Origin of the sequence: Kribbella sp. NPDC000426, assembly GCF_040300265.1 — a bacterium.
Classification (GTDB): Bacteria; Actinomycetota; Actinomycetes; order Propionibacteriales; family Kribbellaceae; genus Kribbella.
Map to the genome: position 1 here is coordinate 161,729 of NZ_JBEPDK010000012.1, position 15,305 is coordinate 177,033.

The 15,305-nt window shown below is 69.2% G+C and carries 15 protein-coding genes; 6 read left to right on the forward strand and 9 right to left on the reverse strand.

Going from position 1 to position 15,305, the window contains the following annotated elements:
* The first annotated feature begins 40 nt into the window (after positions 1-40).
* Complete coding sequence (locus ABT313_RS42970; protein WP_350866585.1) at positions 41-712, forward strand: ATP-dependent Clp protease proteolytic subunit; 672 nt, start codon at positions 41-43, stop codon at positions 710-712.
* Here ABT313_RS42970 and ABT313_RS42975 read toward each other — a convergent pair.
* The 5 genes from ABT313_RS42975 to ABT313_RS42995 are packed head-to-tail and all read right to left on the reverse strand — an operon-like array spanning position 696 to position 4,862.
* Entirely contained in the window at positions 696-1,670 is a 975-nt protein-coding gene (locus ABT313_RS42975) for a quinone oxidoreductase family protein (RefSeq protein ID WP_350866587.1), read from the reverse strand. The genes ABT313_RS42970 and ABT313_RS42975 overlap by 17 nt on opposite strands.
* A gap of 10 nt (positions 1,671-1,680) precedes the next feature.
* Entirely contained in the window at positions 1,681-2,040 is a 360-nt protein-coding gene (locus tag ABT313_RS42980; protein WP_350866588.1) for a hypothetical protein, read from the reverse strand.
* Positions 2,037-2,900, reverse strand: a complete 864-nt coding sequence (locus ABT313_RS42985) for a DODA-type extradiol aromatic ring-opening family dioxygenase (RefSeq protein ID WP_137257351.1) — start codon at positions 2,898-2,900, stop codon at positions 2,037-2,039. The genes ABT313_RS42980 and ABT313_RS42985 overlap by 4 nt, the downstream gene beginning before the upstream one ends.
* A gap of 10 nt (positions 2,901-2,910) precedes the next feature.
* Positions 2,911-3,711, reverse strand: coding sequence for a citryl-CoA lyase (locus ABT313_RS42990; protein ID WP_350866590.1), 801 nt, complete (start codon positions 3,709-3,711; stop codon positions 2,911-2,913).
* Positions 3,708-4,862: a CaiB/BaiF CoA transferase family protein gene (locus ABT313_RS42995; protein WP_350866592.1), complete on the reverse strand. Its 1,155-nt coding sequence runs from the start codon at positions 4,860-4,862 to the stop codon at positions 3,708-3,710. Before ABT313_RS42995 ends, ABT313_RS42990 begins: the two co-directional genes overlap by 4 nt.
* 191 nt (positions 4,863-5,053) lie before the next feature.
* Between ABT313_RS42995 and ABT313_RS43000 the strand changes: the two genes are divergently transcribed.
* Genes ABT313_RS43000 through ABT313_RS43010 form a run of 3 tightly spaced genes read left to right on the forward strand, consistent with a single transcriptional unit; the run spans position 5,054 to position 7,853 of the window.
* The gene (locus ABT313_RS43000) at positions 5,054-6,520 is read left to right on the forward strand and encodes an amidohydrolase family protein (RefSeq protein WP_350866594.1); all 1,467 of its coding nucleotides are present in this window, start codon (positions 5,054-5,056) and stop codon (positions 6,518-6,520) included.
* 47 nt (positions 6,521-6,567) lie between these two features.
* Positions 6,568-7,389 (forward strand): IclR family transcriptional regulator domain-containing protein, encoded by an 822-nt coding sequence (locus ABT313_RS43005; RefSeq protein WP_350866596.1) that lies wholly within the window; start codon positions 6,568-6,570, stop codon positions 7,387-7,389.
* Positions 7,390-7,409: 20 nt separating this feature from the next.
* Positions 7,410-7,853, forward strand: coding sequence for a VOC family protein (locus ABT313_RS43010; RefSeq protein ID WP_350866598.1), 444 nt, complete (start codon positions 7,410-7,412; stop codon positions 7,851-7,853).
* Here ABT313_RS43010 and ABT313_RS43015 read toward each other — a convergent pair.
* The 3 genes from ABT313_RS43015 to ABT313_RS43025 form a co-directional block, all read right to left on the reverse strand.
* Positions 7,843-8,313, reverse strand: a complete 471-nt coding sequence (locus tag ABT313_RS43015) for a hypothetical protein (RefSeq protein ID WP_350866600.1) — start codon at positions 8,311-8,313, stop codon at positions 7,843-7,845. The two genes, ABT313_RS43010 and ABT313_RS43015, sit on opposite strands and share 11 nt — an antisense overlap.
* Positions 8,310-8,900, reverse strand: coding sequence for an RNA polymerase sigma factor (locus ABT313_RS43020; protein ID WP_350866602.1), 591 nt, complete (start codon positions 8,898-8,900; stop codon positions 8,310-8,312). The genes ABT313_RS43015 and ABT313_RS43020 overlap by 4 nt, the downstream gene beginning before the upstream one ends.
* 74 nt (positions 8,901-8,974) lie before the next feature.
* Positions 8,975-11,653 (reverse strand): CHAT domain-containing protein, encoded by a 2,679-nt coding sequence (locus ABT313_RS43025; protein ID WP_350866603.1) that lies wholly within the window; start codon positions 11,651-11,653, stop codon positions 8,975-8,977.
* A 49-nt stretch (positions 11,654-11,702) separates the two neighbouring features.
* On the opposite strand from ABT313_RS43025, the gene ABT313_RS43030 reads away from it, so the two are divergent.
* Positions 11,703-12,971 (forward strand): S8 family peptidase, encoded by a 1,269-nt coding sequence (locus ABT313_RS43030; protein WP_350866605.1) that lies wholly within the window; start codon positions 11,703-11,705, stop codon positions 12,969-12,971.
* Positions 12,972-13,166: 195 nt separating this feature from the next.
* Here ABT313_RS43030 and ABT313_RS43035 read toward each other — a convergent pair whose 3' ends face one another.
* Positions 13,167-13,457 carry a DUF8738 domain-containing protein gene (locus ABT313_RS43035; protein WP_350866607.1) on the reverse strand — a complete coding sequence of 97 codons (291 nt, stop codon included), beginning with the start codon at positions 13,455-13,457 and terminating at the stop codon, positions 13,167-13,169.
* 231 nt (positions 13,458-13,688) lie between these two features.
* Here ABT313_RS43035 and ABT313_RS43040 point away from each other — a divergent pair, with 231 nt between their 5' ends.
* Positions 13,689-15,137: an alkaline phosphatase PhoX gene (locus tag ABT313_RS43040; RefSeq protein WP_350866609.1), complete on the forward strand. Its 1,449-nt coding sequence runs from the start codon at positions 13,689-13,691 to the stop codon at positions 15,135-15,137.
* The last annotated feature ends 168 nt before the right edge of the window (positions 15,138-15,305 follow it).

A 15,305-nucleotide genomic window follows, 5' to 3' on the forward strand; every position in this document is an offset into this window, starting at 1 on the left:
CTGTCGCAAGGTGGACGGGACGACGCACCCAGGAGGAAGCATGTACGTCGAGAAACCCGCCGCGACCTGGCCAACCGGTCCGGAGATCCCCAGCCCGGGACCCGCGATCCCACCGAACCCCGCGGTGCCTCCGCAGCCTGGTGTCTCGCCGCAGCCGATCCTGCCGTCCTGGTACGAGCCGACCTCGATCAGTCTCGAGCAGGAGCTGGCCGATCGGTTGTTGGCGCAGCGGACGATCCTGGTCGACGGGCGGCTGGACGACCCGTTGGGCAGTCATGTGGCGGCGCAGCTCCTCCTGCTCGATGCCCGCGGCAACGAGCCGATCACACTGCAGCTGTCCTCGTCGGAATCCGAGCTCGATGCCGTGCTCGCGTTGACCGGTGCGATCGACCTGATCGACGCACCGGTCCACGTCGTTGCCCGGGGCACCGTCCGCGGTCCCGCGGTCGCCGTACTCGCGGCCGCCGCGCAGCGTGAGGCGCACCGGCACACCATGTTCGTGCTCTCCACGCCACAGTTCAGGGCGGACGGCACGGCCGACCAACTCGTGGCCTACGCCGACCAGCACGAGCGGCAGTTGGCGCGACTCAGGGACCTGCTCGCGCGCGCGACCGGCCGGTCGGCCGACGAGGTGGCGCACGACCTGGACTCAGGTCGGATCCTGAATGCCCAGGAAGCCAAGGACTACGGCCTGATCACCCAGCTGCGCTGATCGTCAGCACGAGGCGGCCGTCGGTTTCGCCGGCCGCCTGACGTTTCCACGCGCTCGCGACCTCGTCGAGCGTGACAGTCTCGTGAGCCACCGCGATGGCTCCGAACGCCGCGTGGTGGAGTACGGCGGTCAGCGCCTCGCGCCGCTGGTCCGCCGTCAGCGCGTTGTTCGTGTACCCGAGCACGCTCGCCGTCCGGCCCCGCAGTACGGCGGACGAGAACACCGCCTCGTCGCCCGAAGATCCGCCGAGGTTCACGAGCCGGCCGCCCGGAGCGAGCACCCGCGCCGCGGCCGTCGCGGCCGTCCCGAAGACCGAGTCGATCACCACGTCGTACGACGGGGAGCCGAGCCGGCTCGTCAGCTCGTCGACATCGGTGCTCGCGGCAATCACCTCGTCCGCACCCGCGGCACGCGCCCGCTCCTTCGACGCCTCCGAGCGAGCCACGGCCACGACCCGCGAGGCTCCGAGCACCCGGGCCGCGCCGATCGCGACCTGACCCACAGCACCGCCACCGCCGAGCACGAGGACCTGCTCCCCCGGCTGCAACTGCGCCCGCCAGGTCAACGTCATCCACCCGGCCACCCCCGACAGCCCGATGGCCGCCACCGCAGCGTCCGACACCGGCGTATCCAACGCAATCAGGTCCGCATCGGGAACGGCGGCCCGCTCCGCGAAACTCCCGTCACCCGCGGCCATTCCGGCGGACGTCGCGAAGAACACCCTCGTCCCCGGCGCCATCACCTCGGACTGCTCGACCACGCCGACACCCTGCACACCCGGCACGTACGGCAACGCCGGCGGACCGAAGTACGACGTACCGGACGCGCACAACAGGTCCAGCGGGACGACCGGAGCGGCCGTCACACGCACGATCGACACGCCATCCCCGGCAACGGGATCCGGATGCTCGACGTGCTTCGGGGCTTCGCCGTGAGTGTGCAGTACTGCGGCTCGCACGGGGTCCTCCTCAGGTAGATATGTCCGGGTACGGCAACGAATGTTGCTGCAAGGCCCGCCCGTACGCCTTCTGGTACTCGAGCGGTCCGTGGTCCCGCTCGAACATCGCGATGAACAACGTCAGCGTCAGGAACGGATGCGCGCCCAGCCCGAACAGTGCCACATGATCGTGCTCGCGCAGCGCACGCCGCTCCTCGTCGGTGAACTCGAGCCAGGTCGACTGCTCCGCCACCGCGCAGTTCAGCAACTGGTTCGCCATCTCCTGCTCCCACCAGCTGACCGTCCCGGCGGCGTCCTCGCGGTACCGCTCGACCAGCTCAGGATCCCGATCGACGGTGTAGAGGAACTTGTTCAGCAGGTACTTGCTCATGCCGGCACTCCGTTCGGGTACCAGGTGAAGTAGGCCTCCATGGTGTGGAACAGGTCGAGCGAGTCGACGTGATCCGCCTTCGCGCCCGCACCCGCGACGCCCATCATCAGCATGAAGTCCATGAACCCGTGCGTCGCGTTGCCCGGCTGATGCAAGCTGTCCAGCGTCACCTCGGACAGGCACCCGTCGAGGTCACCGCTCGCGATCCAGTCCACCGCCTTGCGGTCGAACTCCGGATCGGGCCCGTGCTCGCCGAACTGCCGCGGTCCGCCGAGCTCCAGCGACAGGTGCCCGGTGCCGATGATCGCCACCCGCTTGTCGATCGGCCACGACTCGACCAGCTGCCGGATCGTCCGTCCCAGCTCGACGAACCGGCCCGGACGGGGCAGCGGCGGCGCGAAGATGTTCGTGTAGATCGGCACGATCGGCAGGTCCGCGTCCGGACGCAGCGTGATGATCGGGCAGGTGATGCTGTGGTCGATCCGCAGTTCGTTGCTGAAGGCAAGGTCGAAGCCGGCGTCCAGCCCGTTGCGCAGGATGTGCGACGCCAGCTGCTCGTCCCCGGCCAGCCGCATCCGCGGCAGCCCGAACTCGCGTTCCTCGTTGTACCAGTTCGCGTCGAAGTACGGCGCCTTGCCGACCAGGAACTGCGGCATGTTGTCCAGCCACAGCTGGTGGAAGTGATCGCTGCCGACCATCACCAGGATGTCCGGCCGGGCCTTCGTCAGCGTCTCGCGGAACGCCTCGATCTTCGCCACCCACTCGTCCGCGAACGGCGGCCGGTCCGCGCCGGTCGCGGTGCTGGCCCGGTAGTAGAACGGATGATGCGTGGAAGCGATCACGGCGGCGACAGTGGCCATACGAGCTCCTTCAGGATTCCGGATCGACGTACACGGCGTTGCGGTCGACTGCTGCGTAGATGTCCATCCCGATCGGCCGGCGACGTTCCTCGGCGAGCTGGCCGAGCAGCCCGGCGGCTCTTGCCAGCAGGGCGAATCCGCGCAGCAGCTCGACCGGCAGACCGAGGTCGGCGAGCGCGGCGCCGCAGACTCCGGCTCCGTTCAAGGGCAGCTTGCGGCCGAGCACCTGCTCGTGCACGCGGCCGATCGCCTGGAAGAGTTTGAGGTGCGGACCTTCGAGGCCCTCTTCGCGGGCGAGATTGATGAGCACCGGCGTCCGAGGGTCCTGGACCTTGTGGACCGGATGTCCGAGGCCGGGGATGAAGGTTCCGTTGGCCCGCGACTGCTTGACGAGTTCCAGTGCGAGTGCGTCCCAGCCGGCATCGTCTGCCGGCGGCTCGCCGCCTTCCAGCGCTTGGTGGAGGAACATCCCGCAGTCCTCGGTCACGCCGAGGAAGCGGGATCCACCACCGAGCAGGCCGGCGGCGAGCGCCCCCTGCAGGGAATCCGGAGCCGACAGGTACGTGACCCGCGCGGCAATCGCGGTCGGCGTGAAGCCGTGGTCGGCCAGCGCGACCAGGACCGCCTCGAACACGCGAGTCTCCGACGGTGTCGGCCGGCGCAGCGCGACCAGCCAGAACGCCAGCTCGCCGAACCCGACCTTGCCCATCAGGTCCGCGGTCAGGTCCTGCCCGAGCAGACGGATCTCGTCGGCGGTCGACGTACCGAGTGAGGTCGGGAACGCCGGCGGTGCCACCTGTTCGTCGCTCATCCCTCGGCCTCCAGCCACTTCCTCAGCTCGGCGCCGTGCTCGTCCAGCGCCGGCGGCGGCAGCCGGTACGACGCGGCGTCTCCTCCGTTGCCCGCTGTGTCACCCGTGAATGTGATCGGGTTGCGCACGCCGGGGATACCGCCGATCGTGACCACCGGATCCAGCCCGAGGTCCTCCGCGAACGCGACGCCGCCGTCGACGGTGTTGATCGGGCCGCACGGCACCCCGGCCGCGATGATGTCCTGGAACCACTCGAGCTTGGTTCTTGTCGACAATCGTTCGATCAGCAGCGGCCGCAGTTCCTCGCGGTTCGCGGTCCGCTTCTCGTTCCGGTCGAACCGCGGATCGTCGGCCAGCTCCGGTACGCCGAGAACCTCGACCAGCTTGCGGAACTGCCCGTTGTTCCCGGCCGTGATGATCAGCTCCCCGTCCGCGCACGGCAGCGGCTCGTACGGGAACAGGCTCGGATGGCTGTTCCCCATCCGCAGGGGTACGACGCCGCCCGCGACGTACGCGCTGGACTGGTTGACCAGGCCGGACAGCGCCGACGACATCAGGTTGACCTCGACATGCCGGCCGCGGCCGGTCTCGTGCCGCGCGTTGAGCGCGGACAGGACGCCGATCGTCGCGTGTAGTCCGGCCATCACGTCGAAGACCGAGATGCCGGCCCGGAACGGCTCCCCCTTCGGGTCGCCGGTCAGGCTCATCAATCCGGAGATCGCCTGCACGATCAGGTCGTACCCGGGCAACTTGGCGCCCTTCGGTCCCGACCCGAACCCGCTGATCGAGGCGTAGATCAGCTTCGGGTTGCCCTTGGCAACGGTCTCGTAGTCCAGCCCGAACCGGGCGAGTCCACCGGGCCGGAAGTTCTCCACCAGCACGTCCGCGCGCCGCGCCAGCTCCTGCGCCGCCACGAGGTCGTCGGCGTCCTTCAGGTCGAGCGCGATCGACCGCTTGTTCCGGTTCACCGCGAGGTAGTACGTCGAGATGCCGTCGCGGACCGGCGGCTGCCAGGACCGGGTGTCGTCACCGCCCGGCGCCTCGACCTTGACCACGTCGGCGCCCAGGTCGGCCAGCAGCATGGTCGCGTACGGGCCGGCCAGGATCCGGGAGAAGTCGGCCACCAGCAGTCCCGAGAGCGGACCCGTCACGCGACCTCCCAGCAAGATTCCGGACATGTGTCCGCACGGCTAGATCGCTTCAGTCTCAGCCGCTCGACGCCCGGCTGTCAACCACCGGTTCGAGCCCTTGACACTCCCGTACCGACGCTCAGATAGTGAGTCTCATCGCCCCGATGACCGCCATACGGACGCATGTCCGGACACTTTGCTGGAGGGGAATCATGACCACTGCCGAGACGCCGCTGGCGGGCCGGCCGATCCTGCTGCGCGGCGGGACCGTGCTGACCATGGACGACCGGCACACGATTGTCGACAACGGTGATGTGCTGATTGTCGACGATCAGATCGTTGCCGTCGGCCAGGCGCTCGAAGTCCCGGAGAACACCCAGGTGATCGACGCGACCGGCGGCATCGTGATGCCCGGCATGATCGACACCCATCGGCACATGTGGCAGACCGCGATGCGCGCGTACGGCGCCGACTGGACGCTGACGCAGTACTTCGTCTGGTACTACCTCGAGCACGGCAAGACCTTCCGCCCGGAGGATATCCACGCCGGCAACCTGACCTCGGCCTGGGAGTCGCTCGAGGCCGGTGTCACCACGACCGTCGACTGGTCGCACGGCCTGCAGAGCGTCGACCACGCCGAGGCGGCCGCGGACGCACTCCGCGCCGTACCCGGGCGGTTTGTTCTTGCCTACGGCAACATCCAGGCCGGACCGTGGGAGTGGACCGCGGACCCGGCGGTGCGTTCGTTCCTGGAGCGGATGCGGGACGACTCGAAGCTCGGACTGCAACTGGCCTTCGACGTGACCGGCGACCCCGCCTTCCCGGAGAAGGCCGCCTTCGAGGTGGCGCGGGAGCTCGGGCTCGGCGTGACCACGCATGCGGGCGTGTGGGGTGCGACCAACGACAACGGCATCAAGCTGATGCACGAGAACGACTTCATGACGCCGCAGAACATCTACGTCCACGCGGCCACCCTCACCACCGACTCGTACCAGCGGATCGCCGCGACCGGCGGCTCGATCTCGGTGTCGACCGAGTCCGAGCAGAGCGCCGGGCAAGGCTACCCACCCACCTGGCAGGTACGCCGGCACAACATCCCGGTGTCGTTGTCGATGGACACCAGCGTCTGGTGGAGCGGCGACCTGTTCAGCTCGATGCGAACCACACTCGGCGCCGACCGCGCGCGCGAACATCTCGAGGCGCACATGAAGGGCGCGACGGTGACCCACAGCCATCTGCGCGCCGAGCATGTCGTCGACTGGGCGACTCGCGGCGGCGCGAAGGCACTCGGCCGCGACGACCTAGGCAGCGTGGAACCGGGCAAGAAGGCCGACGTGATCCTGATCAAGAACGACGCGTCGCCGGTCTCGTTCCCGCTGATCAACCCGTACGGCCAGGTGGCGTTCCAGTCCCAGCGCGGCGACGTCCACACCGTGATCGTCGACGGCCGCGTCGTGAAGCACGACGGTCAACTGGTCGGCTGCGACCTGACCGCCGTACGCCGGGAAGTCGAGTCGACCGTCGACTACCTGCGTTCGACGCTGGGCGAGGAGGCTTGGCGGAGCGGGATGAACCCGGAGCTGCCGAAGGGCGAGGTGCTCGACAACCCGTACCAGTACACCGACTACAAGTCCGACTCGACCCGCGAGGCACGTGGCACCATCTTCGGTGACAAGTAGGTCGAGCAGCAGCTCGATCACGAGCTGATCAACTGGAGGACGATCTGATGGCAGGGCGCGGCGCAGGTCCGGATTTCGTCGAGTCGCTGGCTCGCGGGCTGGATGTGCTTGCCTGCTTCGACGCCGCCCACCGGACCATGTCCCTCAGCGAGGTGGCGACCGCGGCCGGTCTGGCCCGGCCGACCGCGCGCCGCCTCCTGCTCACCCTCGAGGAGCTCGGCTTCGTCCGTACCAGCGACGGCGCGTTCCAGCTCACCCCGAAGGTCCTCACTCTCGGGATGGCGTACGTCGGTTCGCTCGGGCTGTGGGACATCGCGAAACCGCACCTCGAATCACTCGTCGCCCGGACCGGCGAGTCGTCGTCGATGGCACAACTGGACGGCTCGGACATCGTCTACGTGGCCCGCGTGTCGGTGCCGAAGCTGATCGCGCTGCGCGTCGACATCGGCACGAGGTTCCCCGCCGCGCAGACCTCACAAGGCAAGGTCCTGCTCTCCGCGCTTTCTCCGGACGAGCTCGCCGACGTGCTCGCGTTGCCGAGTCGCGCCGGGCTCCCGCCGTACATCGGCCGGACGGCCGGCCAGCTGCGCGACGAGCTCACCGAGATCCGCGCGCGCGGATGGGCGCTCGCCGACGAGGAGCTCGCGCCGGGCGTCCGCTCGGTCGCGGCACCGGTCCGCGACGGCACCGGCACGGTCCGGGCGGCGATGAACGTGACCGTCCATGCCGCCGAGACCACGGTCGACACGCTGCTGCACGACCACCTGCCACAGCTGCTGCGGACGGCCGGCGACGTCAGTGCCGAGTGGGCCCTGTGGCAATCCCGTCCGCATGTGGAGATCGAGCAGCGTCACGAGACGACGGCTTGAAGGACTGTTTGAATAGCAGCATGACCGTTCTCGACTCGCCCATCCCCCGTTTCCATCTCGCGATGCCGGTCGACGACCTCGACGCGGCGCGGCACTTCTACGGCGAGGTCCTCGGCCTCGAGCAGGGCCGCAGCTCCGAGACCTGGATCGACTGGAACCTGCGCGGCCACCAGTTCGTCACCCACGTCGCCGCCGATCCCGCCACCGTGCGGCAGCAGCGGATCCACAATCCGGTCGACGGCCACGACGTACCCGTGCCGCACTTCGGCCTGATCCTGACCGTCGAGGGGTTCCAGACCTTCGCCGAGCGGCTGAAGGCGGCCGGCATCGAGTTCGTGATCGAGCCGTACGTGCGGTTCCAGGGCCAGACCGGCGAACAGTGGACGATGTTCTTCCTCGACCCGGCCGGCAATGCCCTTGAATTCAAGGCCTTCGCCGACGACTCGCAGGTCTTTACGGCGTGATCCACCCGGTCAGGATCGTGGTGCCCGACGTGGTCGTGCATACCAAACGGTATGGTACGTTCGGCGGCGGGTGGAGGACGAAGAAGCCGAGGTCGTCGATGTCCGTGGTGGCCAGCTTGCCGCTTTCACCGCGGGCGCTGACCGCCCCGGCTTCGGGCGGATCCAGCTGACCGAGGACCGCGTCGGGGGTCAGCTCGAGCTCGACGGTCCAGCCGTCCGAGGCGAAGGTGAGCGACCGCAGGATCGCGCTCTCGGACCGGATCGCCAGCGCGTCCAGTGAATCCCAGGCCGAGTCGTAGGTGAGTGCCGCCAGTTCGGCGTCGATGGTCCGCCACGCGAACGCGGCCTTACCCGCGTCGACGAACGCGGCCGGCACCTCGTCGGAAGACGCCAGCGCGTCACGCAGGGCGTCGATCAACTTCTCGTCGTCGTTCCAGTCCGGATGAATCACGGTTCTCACCCCCTCGTCCCTTGATCAAAATCGGGTCCGTCCGCGGCCAGCAACGCCAGCGCGGGCGTCTGCCGCAACTTGGTCAGGCAGCGGGCCCGGTTCGGCCCGATGCTGCCGATCGGAACCTCCAGCTGCCGGCTGATCTCGTCGTACGGCGCAGGCGGATCCTGGATCAGCAACGCCAGCAAGAGCTGGCACCGCCGCGACAACTCGGCGAACGCGGTCCGCAGGATCGTCCGGCGTTCGTGCCGCAGCACTTCCTCCTCGGCGATCGCCTGCTCGGGCACGTCGGGCGACTCCGCCAGGTCGACCGGCTCGACCCGGCTGGTCGAACGGATCAGCCGAAAGCACTCCCGCTGCGTCGTGGTCGCGATCCAGCCCGGCAACGCGGCCGGTTCACGCAGGCCGGGCAGATGCTCGACCAACCGCAACCAGACGCTCTGCCCGACATCGTCGATATCGGGCTGCGCCAACCGGTACCGGCGGCAGACCGAGAAGACCAATGGCGCGTACCGCTCCACCAGTTCGTCCCAGGCGCTCTTCTCGCCGTCCCTGGCCCGGGTGACCAGGTCGACGACTGTCGGGTCGTCCCGCATGCCGCCCCCTTCTCTCACCGGACCGCTTCACTAGTACAGAGTCGGTCCGGACCAGCGCTGATACATCCAGGACACTAGGCGCCGAGCGCGACGAAGGATCGCGCCGCGGCGATCGTGACCGGATCACCGCGCGCCTCGGTCCGGGCGCCGGCGAACGCGGTCGCCAGCGACTGGCCGGCCCGCAGGTTGTCGTGCAACGCGAGCATCAACGGCGCGGTCGCCGGATCGTTCACCGGCACGACGCTCGCGAGGATCCCCGCCGCACCCAACGGGATCAGGCTGCTGCTCAATCCCAACAGCTCGTCCGCACCGACCGGCTTCGCCAGCCCGGAGTCGCAACTCGACAACACCATCCGGTACGGCGCTCTGCGCAGCCGCTCGAAGTCGTACACGGTCAGCGGTCCGTCGTCGAGCCGCAACGACGAGAACAGCGGACTGTCCGCGCGGAACGTCCCGTGCGCCGCGATGTGCGCGATCCATGCGCCGTCGAGCTCCCGCAGTACCTTCTCCGCGGTCGCGTCACCGTTCGCCAGCACGGTCGCATCCGGGTACTTCTCGGCCAACCGCATCACCTCGGTCCGGCCCGCAGACAGCCCCGGACCGAGCACCAGCACAACACGCCGATCGGCCGGCGGTCGCAACCGTCGCGCCCGCAGCCAGGTAGCCGCCGACGGCACCACGTTCACCGCCCGGTCGCCCAACGCCGGCACCAGCCCCCAAGGCAGCGCCTGCAACCGGCTAGGCGGCACCATCACCACCGCCCGATCCCCCAGCAACTCCTGCGCAGACCCAAGAATCGCATCCCCCAGCCTCTGCCCGAGCACGTCGAGGGAAGGCCCGCGGTAGTCCCGCCCCGGCGCGCCGCCTGCCGCCCCACCGACAGCACCGCTTGCGGCTCCCGTCCGCGGCCGGCCCTGCGGGCGCGCTGACGGGCGGGCATGGGCGAGCCAGCGTAGGCGGAAGCGGGAGCGTTCGACCTCGACTGCGGCAGCAGTGAGCGGGCCGACCTCGTGCCGGGTGATGCGTCCGTCGCGCACCACCACCGCGTGCAGTACGCCGTCGACCTCGATCAGCTCGACGAGCACGGTCTCGCCCAACGCATCCACCAGAGCATCAACGTCGAACCGCGACGCCGCACCACCAAGCGCGCCGCCCTGCGCCCGCAACGCCCGATCCCGAACGGCCTTCTCCAACCGCCGGCGTTCCTTCTCCGACGAAGGATCCGGCGACGCATCCAACCGCCGTACGACGTCCCGCAGCGCAGCAAGATCAGCGCCCAACTGCTCGTCGTCCGACGGCCGAACCGGTGGGACCCCCAACGCGGTCGCCCGCCACCGCTCACCCCAGACCAGCAACCGCCGCGGATCATCTCGTCGCAACGCGTCCCGCAACGCCAACTCCGCCAGCTCAGCACCCTGCCCGGTCGCCAGCGCGCGCAACTCGGTCGCCCCCATCGTCAGCCGATGCTCGTCCAACGCATCGAGCCCACGACCACACGCCGACAACATCCCGCGCACGTCGTCCCGAGCCTCGGCCCGCAACGCCTTCCCCAACCACGCAGCACTCCGGGCCATCGGCGGCGCGTCCTTGCTGTGCTGACCGGCCAGCTCCAGCTCACGATCCGCAGTACGCGACCGCCCGGCGGACAACGCAAGCCGACCGGCCAGCAGATGCGCCGCCGACGCTTCCGACGCACCCAACGCGTCCAGCCGCTGCGCCGTCGCACTCACCCGCCGGAGCAGCTGCCCACCCCGCTCGCCGGCCTGATAACGAGCGTCCAGCTGCACCATCGACGACCGCACCGACCACCACTCCCGGCGCTGCGCGGAGAACAACCGCCGCGCCCGATCCGCCCGGTCCTGCGCAGCCTGCGGATCGCCGGCCGCGAGCGCCGCAGTCGCCGCCGCGAACCACAGCTCGCCCCGCTTGGTCGCCGTACCGCCCTCGGCTTCCATCCGGGCGATCGCCTGATCCATCTCGGCCAGCGCCTCGGCGCTGAGCCCCGCCGCGAGCAGTACGCCGCAGCGGTCGATCGCGAGGTCCGGCCAGACGACACCGACCGCCGCGAACCGTCGTCCCGCTTCGTCGAGGTAGCGCAGCGCCGACGGCAGATCGCCGCGCGAGTACGCGACCAGGCCGCGATTCTGTCGCGCTTCGGCGTACTCGAACTCCTGACCGGTGGCGGCGTACAACTTCTCGGCGACGGCGAAATCCGCGTCCGCCCGCTTCGTGCCGCCCAACGCGAGCTGGATGAAACCGCGATAGTTCCGCGATCGCGCCTCCCACACCTGATCGCCCGACCGCCGCAGCCGCTCGATCGCCAGCCGCAGGTCGTCCAGCGCTTCACGATGCCGCCCGAGCACCAGCAGTACGTCGGCACGCCGCAACAGCACGCGTCCCGTCAACGCTCCGCGACTCAGCTCGACCGCACGATCGAGCCGCGCCAGACCCTCGCGACTCCGGCCCGCCCGACCGAGCGTTGCGCCCAACGTGGCAAGGACATCCGCCTCCCGCTCCGACCGTCCGGACTGCTCCGCGAGCCGCAGCGCAGTACGCAACTCGCGGACCGCCGCCGGGATGTCGCCGAGCTGCCGCAGACTGATGCCCCACGCCTGATGCGCGAACGAAGCCTCGATCGCGAGCGGGTCAGTCGCCAGCAGGCTGCGCGCGGACGCGATCGCGTCATGCGGACGCGACAACGCGAGCGGCAGCAGATTTTCTGCTGCCTCGGCACTCCCCCCGGCCGTCGGCATTCTGAAATGATAACGGCCGTTGCATTCATTCGAGGGGGGAAGGAAGTAAATGGCGGATCAAACGAGCGACCGCAAATACATCGCTCAGATCGAACTGATTCTGGAAGCGTTCGGGCGCGAGGTCGAGGTCCATCCCGAGGACTGGCAGAAGCGGCCCGAGGGCGCCGACTATCTGTACCGCACCGGCGTCGTGCTGGTGCGCGACGAGGACGTCACCCGGGTGATCGAGCTCTTCCAGGGCGGCCGCCCGGACGAGGGCGGGATCGGCGGCGTGACCCGGTTGCTGCTGCCGGACAAGGTTCCGGACGGCGCGCCGGAGGACCGCTCGGTCACCCAGCGGTTCCTGATGTACGCCGACCTACGGCTCGGCCGCGGCGTGGTCACGCCCGAGCACTTGTTCTATGTGACGCCCAGCGTCAGCCCCTGTCCGGCGACCGAGCCGGAGGAGGTTCCGCCCGGGATCCCGCCGGAGCCCCTGCTGCCGGCGCCGTTCCCGTCCGCGGGCGACCCGGACGGGCGGGGCGTGAAGGTCGTCGTACTGGACGTCGGCTGGTCGGACGCGCCGGCGGCGTACTGGCTGAACGGTGTGACCGGCGACCCGGAGAACGCGTTCGACGGCTCGGGGCGGATCCGGCCGTACGCCGGGCACGGCACCTTCATCGCCGGTGTCATGCGCGCGATCGCCCGCAACGTCGAGATCGTCGTGAAGAGCTACTTCACCTCGGCCGGCGCGATGTGGGAGTTCGACCTCGCCGCGGCGCTGGACGAGGTACTCGATCTCGCGCCGGACATCATCAGCCTGTCGGCAGGCACCCGGACGCGGTTCGACCTGCCGGCGCTCGGTCTGGACGTGTTCATCCAGACCCGGCTGAACCGGGTCAACGGCCTCACGCTGGTCGCCGCGGCCGGCAACGAAGCGAGCCGGGACTACTTCTGGCCGGCCGCGTTCCCGGAGACCGTCGGCGTCGGAGCGCTCGCGGAGAACGGGCGGGACCGGGCATCGTTCAGCAACTTCGGCGGCTGGGTCGACGTCTACGCGCCGGGCGAGAACCTGGTCAACGCGTTCCTCACCGGCGACTACGAGTGCACCGAGCCGCCGAACACCGGCCAGCTGCGCTCGTTCGCCGGGATGGCGCGCTGGAGCGGTACGTCGTTCGCGACGCCGCTGGTGGCGGGGCTGATCGCCGGGCGGATGTCGCTCACCGGCGAGAACGCCAAGCAGGCGGCCGACGCGCTGCTCGCCTTCGCGCTCACCCAGCCGGAGCCGGGTGTCGGTCCGGTCCTGCGAGCCGGCGACGCGATCCCATCGATCAGCTAGAACCTGACGCGCTGATGCGGTGCGGGATCAACCGACCTGACCGCCGGACCTCCCGCACCACATCAGCCTCCCCCTCTGCGCCCCTCTCGTTGTCCTCCCCCCTGCAACAACTCGAGGGCATCCCCCCATTTGTGCGGAGTCACCCTCGGTGCCGGTTGATACACCCGGTCATCAGGAAAGTTTCCAACGTGACTGCTACTTCGGATGCTCACAGAGGAACGGCGCCCGGTTGGCGCCCGAGTGGTAGTTGTACTGCGTACCGTCGACCTCGAGGATGATGCGCGCACCCGGCACCAGCGCCTGGGTGTACATCATCCCCGGCTCCGGACAGCCGAGGCTGCCGTCGGACCAGGTGACCTCCTCCGAACTCACCACGGTCACCCGGGCCGCATCGATGCTCAGCCGCTTGGCGAGATCGGCCCTGGCCTGCTCGACCGCACCGCCGGCCGGCGGAGTACTGCTGCTGCTCGTAGGGCTGGGTGTCATCGAAGGAGTCCCTCCCGTTCCGGTGTCATTGCCGCAAGCAACCAAAAGGCAGGCTGTCGCGAGTACGACGCTCACTGTCCGCATCACCATCACCTCCCACAGTAGACGGCGGAACAGCTGCATTCGTTGCAGATGTATCGCACGAATGTTGTTCAGATTCCGTTTGCCGCCTGTCAGTCGGCGACCTGTTGGATCGGTGCAACTCGGGAACCGCCTGTCAAGGAGCATTGCATGTCTGTCGATCGTCGTTCCGTCCTCCGCGGCGCCGCCGTCGGTGCCGCCGGAGTCGGTTTCACCGCTGTCGGCGCCGTACCGTCGCTGGCCGAGGCCGCGCCGGCTTCGCGCGACGGCCACACGCCGTTCCCCCAGCACCGGCCCTTCCCGCCGCTGCTCGACGACCCGAAGGGCCTGCTCGCGCTGCCGGCCGGGTTCAAGTACCGGGTCGTCACCCAGGCCGGCGAGACCAAGCTGAAGAGCGGCCAGCCGACCCCGGCCCTGCACGACGGCACCGCGGTCTTCGACGGCAGCCGGCACGGCACCTACACGCTGATCCAGAACCACGAGATCGGCGCCGCCGACCCGCTCGGCGTACCGCCGATCGAGGGCACCGTCTACGACAGCGGTGTCGGTGCGGCCGGCGGCTGCACGGTCATCTCCGTCGACCGTGACGGCAAGAACCTCGGCGAGTGGGTCGGCATCTCCGGCACCATCACCAACTGCGCCGGCGGCCCGACGCCGTGGGGCACCTGGATGACGTGCGAGGAGACCGAGAACAAGGCCAACGGCACCACCCGGCTGAAGGACCACGGGTACGTCTTCGAGGTCTGGACCGACGGCAAGACCGCCCACCCGGTGCCGCTGAAGGCCCTCGGTCGCTACGCGCACGAGGCGCTCGCGATCGACGAGGACCGCACGCACATCTACCTGTCCGAGGACGCATCCGGCCCCAACGGCACCTTCTACCGCTGGTCGGCGCCGCGCGGCTACCGGCTCAGCTCGCGCAGCTGGCAGGACCTGCAGAACAAGGACTTCGGCACGCTCGAGGCGCTCGCGATCCTCGGTGACGACGGCAAGCCGATCCCTGATGTCGCGTACCTGACCTCGGCCCAGCTGCTCCGTCCGTTCCGCACCACGTGGGTCCCGGTGCCCGACCGCGACGGCGCGACGACCTCGGTCCGCAAGCAGTTCACCGACGGTCAGATCACCCGCGGCAAGAAGTTCGAGGGCGTCTACGGCACCAAGCAGGGCGTGTACGTCGTGAACTCGTACGCCGAGTCCGGCACCGCCGACCTGCCCGCCGACGCCGTACCGCACGACGGCATGGTGTGGTTCTACAACTACGACGCGAAGACGATCCAGCTGGTCACGTACTTCCCCGAGAACGCCGCCGCGAACAAGGGCGCCGAGGCGAAGTACGACGACCTGAACTTCGACAGCCCGGACAACGTCACCGTGACGCCGTGGGGCTCGCTGATCCTGGCCGAGGACGGTCAGGCCAGCAGCCACGTGCTGAGCGCGACGCCGGGCGGCCCGACGTACGCGATCGCCCGCAACATGCTGAACGACTCGGAGTTCACCGGGCCGACGTTCTCCGCGGACGGCAAGGTGCTGTTCGTGAACATCCAGACGCCGGGGATCACGCTGGCCATCACCGGCCCGTGGCGCGACTACCTCGGCTGAGCCCATTCCCTGACAAGGCAGCCAGCAGGGTGAGCGAGCGGTCGTCGGGTCCGACACGTACCTCGTTCATCATGCCGTCGTGTCCGGTCGAGTCTCCGCTGCTGGGTCAGATCTTGTGATGTCCTCACTCATCACACCGCACTCCCCTCCATCACCAGGTCGAGGACC